This is a genomic window from Synechococcus sp. CS-205, assembly GCF_025128255.1.
Classification (GTDB): domain Bacteria; phylum Cyanobacteriota; class Cyanobacteriia; order PCC-6307; family Cyanobiaceae; genus Regnicoccus_A.
Genome location: NZ_JAHLZB010000011.1, coordinates 1 through 8,106, shown reverse-complemented (window position 1 = coordinate 8,106; position 8,106 = coordinate 1). Strand labels below are relative to the sequence as shown.

Genomic DNA, 8,106 nt, shown 5'->3' with positions numbered 1-8,106 from the left:
TCTTTTGCCGAAGCCTGTGGATGCGCTTCTCCTCATCCCAGAATCCACGCTGTCCCATTCAGCTGTGTTGAACTGAACCAATTCTATTGCATATTTCATAGGCTGTCAGGGAGCGCCGTAGATTTTTCGAGGTGCCCTTAAGTTGGCAAATTCATGTTTTAATCGGCGGTGATGGGTCGGATTTGACTTCTTCTCCTTAGCGGTAATTCTGCAGCCAAGTTCCTTTCTGCTTGTGATCAATGCTGGCGGCATTGACGACTGGTCCTCAATAGCGTTCTGGTCGGTGTCTTGCTGGAATCTGACTCTTCTGGCGTTAAGCCCTAAAAGTTCTTTTCTGGTTGCAGGGATTGCGACACGCTTGGTTGGCAGAGCTGGCAATCTCCAGGGCTCGAAGTTGGTTGTGATGAGCAAAGGTCTGTTGGGATTGGTTGTGTCACTCTTTTACTAACCCTTCTTTGAGCATGAAGCCCACTCCGCGTACCGTCTTGATCAGGGTGGGCAAGCCTGGACGCTCGATCTTTTTGCGCAGGTAGCGGATGTACACATCGAGCAGGTTGGCGTCGCCAACGAATGGCTCGCCCCACACGCTGTGCAACAGCGCCTGCCGCTCCTTCACCCGTTGGGGTTCCCTGAGCAGGGCCAGCAGCAGGTCGTACTCGCGCACGGTGAGCTGGATCTCCTTGTCGCCGCGGCTCACCTCATGGCTGGCGGTGTTCACCGCCAGGTCGGCGAAGGTGAGTACGTCGCCGTCGCTGGTGGCGTTGCCGTTGCGCCGCAACCGGGCCCGCACCCGCGCCAGCAGCTCCTCGATTGAGAACGGTTTGGTGAGGTAGTCGTCGGCGCCGGCATCGAGAGCCTCCACCCGCTCGGCCACCGCATCGCGGGCCGTGAGCATCAGCACCGGGGTGGACATCTCACTGGCCCGCAGACGTCGGCACACCTCCACACCGCTGAAATCGGGCAGGGTCCAGTCGAGCAACACCAGATCCCAGGCGGCTTCCCGCAGGCGGATCAGTGCCTGCTGGCCCATGCCCACCGCTTCCACCGCATAGCCTTCAACCGCCAATTCACCGGTGAGGAACCGGCGCAATTCTGGGTCGTCGTCGACGATCAGCACCCGGTGCTGCTGGGGCCTGGGAGTGATCGGTTGAGGGGTCATCCGGGGGGCTCGATCGCTGCCTGGCAGCCAAGGTTCAGTGCTTCGGTCTGAGCCAGGCGCTGCTCTTGTGGGGGCGGCAGGTGGAACTGGCCCCTCTTTATCAAAGGCTTCCACAGCGAAGGTTTGCAGCTGCCGCAGATCCGCTCCCAGAGCATTCCCCGCCTGAGTGGCTTCTTCTTTTCAATCATGCCCCCGCCGCGGGCGAGCAGCATGCAGCACGATCCGGGCTTTGAAAATCTTCCGGGAAGGCGGACTCCAGCTCAGGCCTGAGTCCAGCGAGCCAGGAAGGGAAGGGGGTCTTGCAACGGTGCGGGGCCATCCAGTCACAGCTGCTCCGCGTTGGGATGGGCCGCATGCAGCTTGATCAGCCGGTGGCTATCCACCCAAAGGAGGCGGTTGCCGCGTGAGCAGCGCAGGATGCTCCAACCCAGCTCAAAGGGGTGCTTTCTGGTTTTGATCAAGCCTTGCTCCTTTGGGCCGATCAGCAGCAGGCATCCGAGAAACGCTGAACCAGGCGCATGTCGGCTTCCATCGATCCACTCCTGCCCCAGACTGAGCCCGCCCCAGCCCTCCGACGCTCGATGACCACCCCGCCGAGTCCCGGGCTGCTGAGCCGCTGGCGGCCCACCAACCTCTCCGGCCGCATGGCCCGCTGGGGGCTGGTGATCGTGCTGATCTACGGGCTGATCGCCCTGATCACCCCGCTGATGATTCACCTGGGGCTGCTGGCGGATCCCAATGCCGGCCTCGACAATCCCATCTACGCCACCCCGTCGCTGCAGCACTGGTGCGGCACCGACAGGCTCGGGCGCGACGTGTGCGTGCGCACCCTCTCCGGCGTCGGCGTGGCGCTGCAGGTGGTGCTGCTGGCGCTGGTGGTGGCCCTGGTGATCGGTGTGCCCCTGGGCATGCTCAGCGGTTACCTGGGCGGCTGGTTCGACCGGGTGCTGGTGCTGCTGATGGACACGCTCTACACCCTGCCGGTGCTGCTGCTCTCGGTGGTGCTGGCCTTCCTGCTCGGGCGGGGCCTCCCCAATGCGGCCGCTGCCCTCTGCGTAGTCTACATCCCGCAGTATTTCCGGGTGGTGCGCAACCAGACGGCCCAGGTCAAGGCCGAGCTCTACGTGGAGGCCGCCCGCACCCTGGGGGCCAGGCCGCTCTGGATCCTGCGCCGCTACCTGTTCCGCAACGTGATCACCTCGGTGCCGGTGCTGCTCACCCTCAATGCCGCCGATGCGGTACTGGTGCTGGGGGGGCTGGGCTTCCTCGGCCTCGGCCTGCCGGAAACGATCCCCGAATGGGGTGGCGACCTCCAGCAGGCCCTCACCGCCCTGCCCACCGGCATCTGGTGGACCGCCCTCTACCCCGGCCTGGCCATGTTCGTGCTGGTGCTGGGGCTCTCCTTCCTGGGGGAAGGCCTGGAGGCCTGGGTGAGCGGAGGGGATCGAGGGCGAGGATCTTGATCGCGTTGCAGGATCGAAGCCGGTCAGGTTGAACGCTCACAGTGATCAATTCGTTTGATCAATCGTGAGTGCAGGGTTCAGCGGAATCTGCAGCCAATGGTCCCGCTTGCATCAACGGTGATCGTTGCTCTGCTGTCGGTTGCAACGGAACGATTGTCAAGACAGCGCATGCCCGCAGGGCCCGCTGTCCACCTGGCGATCCAGGTTCCTCCAAGGGCGGACCTGCAGGGGACCGGGTTGGAAACGCGCCGCAGCGCAGGGGGATTTGGCGGGACGCCAGCCTTGGTTTCATTGAACTCCGCGCATTTTCTGGCCAAACTGAGCGCCTCTCCGATGGCGGCTCGGGCCTTGTTCTCGTTCCGCACCTTCAGGTATGGCGGAAGAGCCGCCACTGAAACGATGCCGATCACGGCCACCAGGATGATCAGCTGCAGCAAGGTGTAGCCCTTGGCGCTGGCGTTGGCCCCGGGTTCACGCCTGTGAAGCTGCCGGAAGATGGCCTGCTGGATCATGGCTCGAATGGCTGCCGCAGAACAGTGAACGCCATTCAACGCCATTCGTGATTGGATCCAATCGGGTCGGATTCCAGGAGGGCTTCAGGATTTTGGGTGATGTGTCGTTGCTGGTGTCGTTGCTGGTTTGCTGGCAATCCGGCCGCTGCCTGCTCCCTCGCCCTCTGCCTGGCCAGAATGGATGGGACAGATCCACTCCTTGATGCCCCTCTGGGTCACCCTCTCCCTGCTGAGCGCCTCCGTGCTGCTCTGGTTGGTGGGCAGCGCCAATGGCGACGACGTGATCGGCCTGCTGGAGCGTCTGATCGCCCTCGGTGCCCTGGCGGTGGTGCTGCTGGTGGCGCGCCCACTGCCGCTCGAGATCCTCGGGGTGGGCCTGGCCCTCTGGTTGCCCCGGGCCCACAGCGGCCAGGCGGCGCCGCCGCTGCCCAACCGCAACGACGTGCTGATCCCTTTCCTCTGACCTCGCTCGGGGCTGGGGCTCAGCAGCGCAGTTTCAGGGTGCGCGGCAGGTCCTCGCTGATCTCTCCCTCCGCTGTGAGCGCTGGATAGGGGCGCCCCTGGCGCCGACACCAGTCGGCCACCTGGGGGTAGGCCCACTCGAACAGCAGGCCGTCCCGTGCTCCCGGTGGCAGCCCCTCGCCCGCTTCGGGCACCAGGCCGGCCGCCTGGCGCTGCCGCAACGCCTCGAACAGCAGCACCGCCGCTGCCACCGACACATTCAGCGACTGCACCATGCCGCCGGTGGGGATGAACAGGGCCTGATCCACCATCGCCGCCGCCGCCTCGCTCAGGCCCCACTTCTCCGCCCCCAGCACGAAGGCCGTGGGGCCGCGGAAGTCGCACTGGCGGTAGTCCACGGCGCTGGTGCCCAGGTGGGTGCCATAGAGCCGGAAGCCCTGCCCCTTCAGCTGGCCCAGGGCCTCCTCCACCGTGTTGTGAGGGCGCAGCGGCACCCATTTCTGGCTGCCCTGGGCGGTGTTGTTGAACGTGCGCGGCCGCCCCTGCAGGCTCACCACATGGGCTTCGAGCACCCCCACCGCATCACAGCTGCGCAGGATCGCCGAGAGGTTGTGGGGCTTGTCCACCGCCTCCAGCACCACGCTGAGATCGGCCATGCGCCGATCCAGCACGGCGCGGATCCGCTCGAAGCGGCGAGGCAGCAGGGGCATGGGCGCAGCGGGGGATCCGCTCGGTTCTCCGCTCAGTTCAGCACCGGATTGAGCCCCGGGATGAAGGCCAGGCTGTCGCCGCTGCTGCGCACCGCCACGCCACCCTGGAGGCGGCGGAAGGTGCCCGCCTCCTCCCGGGCCCGTCCGCTGCCGTCTTCAGCGCGGATCGCCACCCGCCCATTGCGGAAGAAGGCATAGGCGTTGCGGGAGCCATCGGCCCAGGCCAGGTCGTAGAGGGTGCCGCCGTTGCGGCCGCTCACGCGGCTGACGCGGCACGGCATCTGCGCCTCGCTGCGCCCTGGGGCGCGGAACAGGCACAGCGCCTCCTTCTTCGGGTTCAGATCACGCCGGCTCGGAAGCTGTGCCGTGGCTTCGCTCGGCAGCTTGTCCAGGAACTCGCGCACCACCTTTGACGACACCGCGAAATTCAGCCCCTCGCTGTTGCCGAACTTGAAGGTGGCGATGCCCGCCACGCAGTTGCCCGCATCCAGCACCGGCCCGCCGGAATTGCCCGGGTTCACCGCCGCGTCGATCTGCAGGATCTGCTCGTCGCTGCGCAGGCTGCTCACCACACCGCGGCTGAGGCTGAACTCCAGCCCCTTCGGGGCTCCGATCACGAACACCTCCTGCCCCACGGCCGAGGCCTGATCGCGCATGCGCAGCACCTTGCCGCGCTGGCCCTCCACCGCCAGCAGCGCCAGGTCGCTGGTGGGCGTCCGGCCCGATCCGCGCACCACCACCCGGGCCCGGTCGCTGCTGCCATCCACCCACTTCAGCCGCACCACATCACTGCCGTTGACCACGTGGGCATTGGTGGCCAGGTAGGTCATGCCGTTCTGGTGAGCCACCACGAAGGCGCTGCCCAGGCTGCTGCCGCTCGAGACCACCGCCACCCCGTCCCGGGCCGAGCGGAACACCTCCTCGGCGCTCTGCTGGCCCGTGGCGCAGACGCGGGGCTCGCTGGCCTCCGCGGCCTCTCCGGTTTCGGGTGCCGGCAGCGTGGCGGCGGCCGCCTGGGTCGCGGGCGCCTCGGCGGTGGCGCGCACCAGGCCGCAGCCCGAGAGCGTGAGAGCCAGCCCGGCGGCCCCTAATTTCAGCCCCCAGGCGGCGCGGCTGATCCTGGTGTGGGTGTGCATCTTGATAACCCGGAGGGGTCGAAACAGTCGTGAGTTCCGTTCTATGGCCGCGATTCGTCGCTTTCGATCGGCTTTCCGCCAGCGCTGATGACAGGATCTTCCTCACGCTCCTCCCGGTCAGCCCTTGTCATGGTTGATGGCTCCCCCGGCTTCGATCAGCGGGTGTGGGCGGCGGTGTCGCTTGTTCCCGCAGGCCGGCTGGCCACCTACGGCCAGATCGCCGACTGGATCGGTGCCTATGGCTGCGCCCGGCAGGTGGGCTGGGCCCTGCGCCGCCTGCCCCTGCCCTCCGACGTGCCCTGGCACCGGATCGTCAATGCCCGCGGTTGCATCAGCCTCAGCCCCTCGCGCGAAGGCAGCGACTGGATGCAGCGCCAGCTGCTGATCGGTGAGGGTATTCCAGTGGATGAGCAGGGCCGCCTGCCCCTGCGGCGCTATCTCTGGAGGCCGCCGCTTCCCGCCGTTTGAGCGCCACCCCTGCCGCCTCAGCAACGCCGGTCCCAGACCCCGCCGCCATCGGGCTCGAGTCCCGGCGGGTGGCCTGGCGGGTGCTGCAGGCCGTGGCGGCCGGCGCCTACACCGACCTGGCCCTGGAGCGGGAGCTGCGCCGCTCCCCCCTGGCCCCCGCTGATCGCGGTCTGGCCACGGAGCTGGCCTGCGGAGCCATCCGGCAGCGGGCCCTGCTCGATGGCTGGATCGATGCCCTCGGCAAGGTGCGCGCCGAGCGTCAGCCGCCGCCCCTGCGCTGGTTGCTGCACCTCGGTCTCTACCAGCTGCTGTTCACGGCCCGGGTGCCCCCCTCGGCAGCGGTGAGCACCACGGTGGAGCTGGCCAAGCGCGATGGCCTCGCCCGCCTGGCGCCGGTGGTGAACGGTCTGCTGCGGGCCTGCCTGCGCCGCCGTGAATCCCTCCCCCAGGGAGCCGCCCCCTGGGAGCCGCTGCCGCTTCCTGCCGATCCCGCCGCCTCCCTGGCCCTGCGCGGCTCCCTGCCCCACTGGCTGGCCACGGGGCTGCTGGAGTGGCTGCCCGGCGATGGGGCCGAGGCCTTTGCCCGGGCGGCCAACCAGCCGCCACCCCTCGATCTGCGGGTGAACCGCTTGCGCGCCAGCCGTGAGGGGGTGATCGAGGCCCTCGCCGCCGCCGGCGTCAGCGCCGAACCTCTGCCCGGCCTGCCCTGGGGCCTCTGCCTCGGCGGCCGCAGCGGCGATCTGCGCGCCCTGCCCGGCTACGCCGAGGGTCACTGGAGCGTGCAGGACCGCACCGCCCAGACGATCGCTCCCCTGCTCGACCCCCAGCCGGGGGAGCGGCTGCTCGATGCCTGCGCCGCCCCGGGCGGGAAGAGCACCCACCTGGCCGAACTGATCGGGGATGCCGGCACCGTGCTGGCGGTGGATCGCTCTGAAGTCCGCCTGCGCCGCCTGCGCGAGAACGCCAGCCGCCTGGGGCTGAGCGCGATCGAGCCGCTCACTGCCGATGCCGCCATCCCCGGCGCCATCGGGGGGCCGCCCTTTGATCGCATCCTGCTTGATGCCCCCTGCTCCGGCCTGGGCACCCTGGCGCGCCACCCCGATGGCCGCTGGCGCATCACCCCCGCGGCCATCACCGAGCTGACGGCCCTGCAGCGCACCCTGCTGGAGGCGATGCTGCCGCTGCTGGTCCCCGGCGGCCGGCTGGTGTATGCCACCTGCACGGTGCACCCCAGCGAGAACGGTGCCCTGATCGCCGCCTTCCTCGCGCAACACCCGGGCTGGCGCCTGCTGTCGCAGCAGCAGCACTGGCCCGGCCCGAAGGGCGGGGATGGGTTTTATGCGGCGGCGCTGCAGGCACCGGCCTGAGGCACCGCCGCCAGCCCGGTTCAGGGAACGGGCGGGGGCGCCACCGGTGCCGGTGGTGCCACGGGGGGCGGGGCCACCGGTGGGGGGGCCACGGGGAAGGAGGGATTGACCGTCGGCGGCGGTGCCACCGGAGGGGGCTGGGTTGGAGCCGGTGCCGGCCGGCGTGGGGCGGGCCGTGCCGGTGTGGGTTCCGGGCCCGCTCCCGATTCACGGCCCCGGGGCGGCAGGCTCTGGGGCGGCTCCTCCGGCAGATCGGGCAGGGCCGGCAGGTCCGACTCGCGATCCGTCGGTGGCGGGAGCTGTGCCGGCTCCGGCTGCGAGCGGTCTTCGCCGGGGGTGGGCAGGTTGCTGGGCCGCCCAGGCTGGGCTGTGGATTTGGCGGGCTTGGTGGGCTTGAAGGTTCCGGTGAGCACCGGTTTGGGCGGGAACTGACGCACCGGCAGGTCCTTGACCACCACCGCCATGTAACGGCCCCAGGCCGCGGCGGCGGAGCCGCTGTCGCTCTTGGTCTTGCGGTTGTTGTCGTAACCCAGCCAGATGCCGGTGGTGAGCTGGGGAATGCCGCCGATGAACCAGAGGTCGCGCGCACCCTCCGAGGTGCCGGTCTTGCCCGCCACGGGTCGGTTTCGCAAGGAGGCTGCACCGCCGGTGCCGCCGGTCACCACCCGCTGCAGCATCCACACCATCGCATCGGCGATGTTGCTGTCCACCGCCCGCCGGCCCTTGTCGCCATCGATGCGGCGGCTCCAGAGCAGCTCCCCATTGGGCCCGCTGATCTCCTCGAACGGGGTGGCCGGCACGAAGACGCCGCGGTTGATCACCGCGGCGT

9 protein-coding genes are annotated in these 8,106 nt (G+C 68.6%); 4 read left to right on the top strand and 5 right to left on the bottom strand.

Going from position 1 to position 8,106, the window contains the following annotated elements; translation table 11 throughout:
- Positions 1 to 433: 433 nt before the first annotated feature.
- The gene (locus KQ297_RS02305) at positions 434 to 1,159 is read right to left on the bottom strand and encodes a response regulator transcription factor (RefSeq protein ID WP_259738003.1); all 726 of its coding nucleotides are present in this window, start codon (positions 1,157 to 1,159) and stop codon (positions 434 to 436) included.
- Between the two features lie 644 nt (positions 1,160 to 1,803).
- Here KQ297_RS02305 and KQ297_RS02300 point away from each other — a divergent pair.
- Positions 1,804 to 2,622 carry an ABC transporter permease gene (locus KQ297_RS02300; RefSeq protein WP_370593448.1) on the top strand — a complete coding sequence of 273 codons (819 nt, stop codon included), beginning with the start codon at positions 1,804 to 1,806 and terminating at the stop codon, positions 2,620 to 2,622.
- 77 nt (positions 2,623 to 2,699) lie between these two features.
- Here the strand turns inward: KQ297_RS02300 and KQ297_RS02295 are convergent, their stop codons facing one another.
- On the bottom strand, positions 2,700 to 3,134 hold the full coding sequence (locus KQ297_RS02295; RefSeq protein WP_259738002.1) for a prepilin-type N-terminal cleavage/methylation domain-containing protein: 435 nt from the start codon (positions 3,132 to 3,134) through the stop codon (positions 2,700 to 2,702).
- 181 nt (positions 3,135 to 3,315) lie between these two features.
- Here KQ297_RS02295 and KQ297_RS02290 point away from each other — a divergent pair, with 181 nt between their 5' ends.
- Positions 3,316 to 3,597, top strand: coding sequence for a hypothetical protein (locus KQ297_RS02290; protein ID WP_259738001.1), 282 nt, complete (start codon positions 3,316 to 3,318; stop codon positions 3,595 to 3,597).
- Between the two features lie 19 nt (positions 3,598 to 3,616).
- Here KQ297_RS02290 and trmH read toward each other — a convergent pair whose 3' ends face one another.
- Positions 3,617 to 4,306: a tRNA (guanosine(18)-2'-O)-methyltransferase TrmH gene (gene trmH / locus KQ297_RS02285; RefSeq protein ID WP_259738000.1), complete on the bottom strand. Its 690-nt coding sequence runs from the start codon at positions 4,304 to 4,306 to the stop codon at positions 3,617 to 3,619.
- A 32-nt stretch (positions 4,307 to 4,338) separates the two neighbouring features.
- Positions 4,339 to 5,442 carry a S1C family serine protease gene (locus KQ297_RS02280; RefSeq protein WP_259737999.1) on the bottom strand — a complete coding sequence of 368 codons (1,104 nt, stop codon included), beginning with the start codon at positions 5,440 to 5,442 and terminating at the stop codon, positions 4,339 to 4,341.
- 129 nt (positions 5,443 to 5,571) lie between these two features.
- On the opposite strand from KQ297_RS02280, the gene KQ297_RS02275 reads away from it, so the two are divergent.
- A complete protein-coding gene (locus tag KQ297_RS02275; protein ID WP_185466917.1) occupies positions 5,572 to 5,910 on the top strand; it encodes an MGMT family protein in 339 nt (112 codons plus the stop codon).
- Complete coding sequence (locus KQ297_RS02270; protein ID WP_259737998.1) at positions 5,907 to 7,277, top strand: 16S rRNA (cytosine(967)-C(5))-methyltransferase; 1,371 nt, start codon at positions 5,907 to 5,909, stop codon at positions 7,275 to 7,277. The genes KQ297_RS02275 and KQ297_RS02270 overlap by 4 nt, the downstream gene beginning before the upstream one ends.
- Before the next feature lie 20 nt (positions 7,278 to 7,297).
- Here KQ297_RS02270 and KQ297_RS02265 read toward each other — a convergent pair.
- The coding region (locus tag KQ297_RS02265) for a penicillin-binding transpeptidase domain-containing protein (RefSeq protein WP_259737997.1) at positions 7,298 to 8,106 on the bottom strand (809 nt) is incomplete at its 5' end.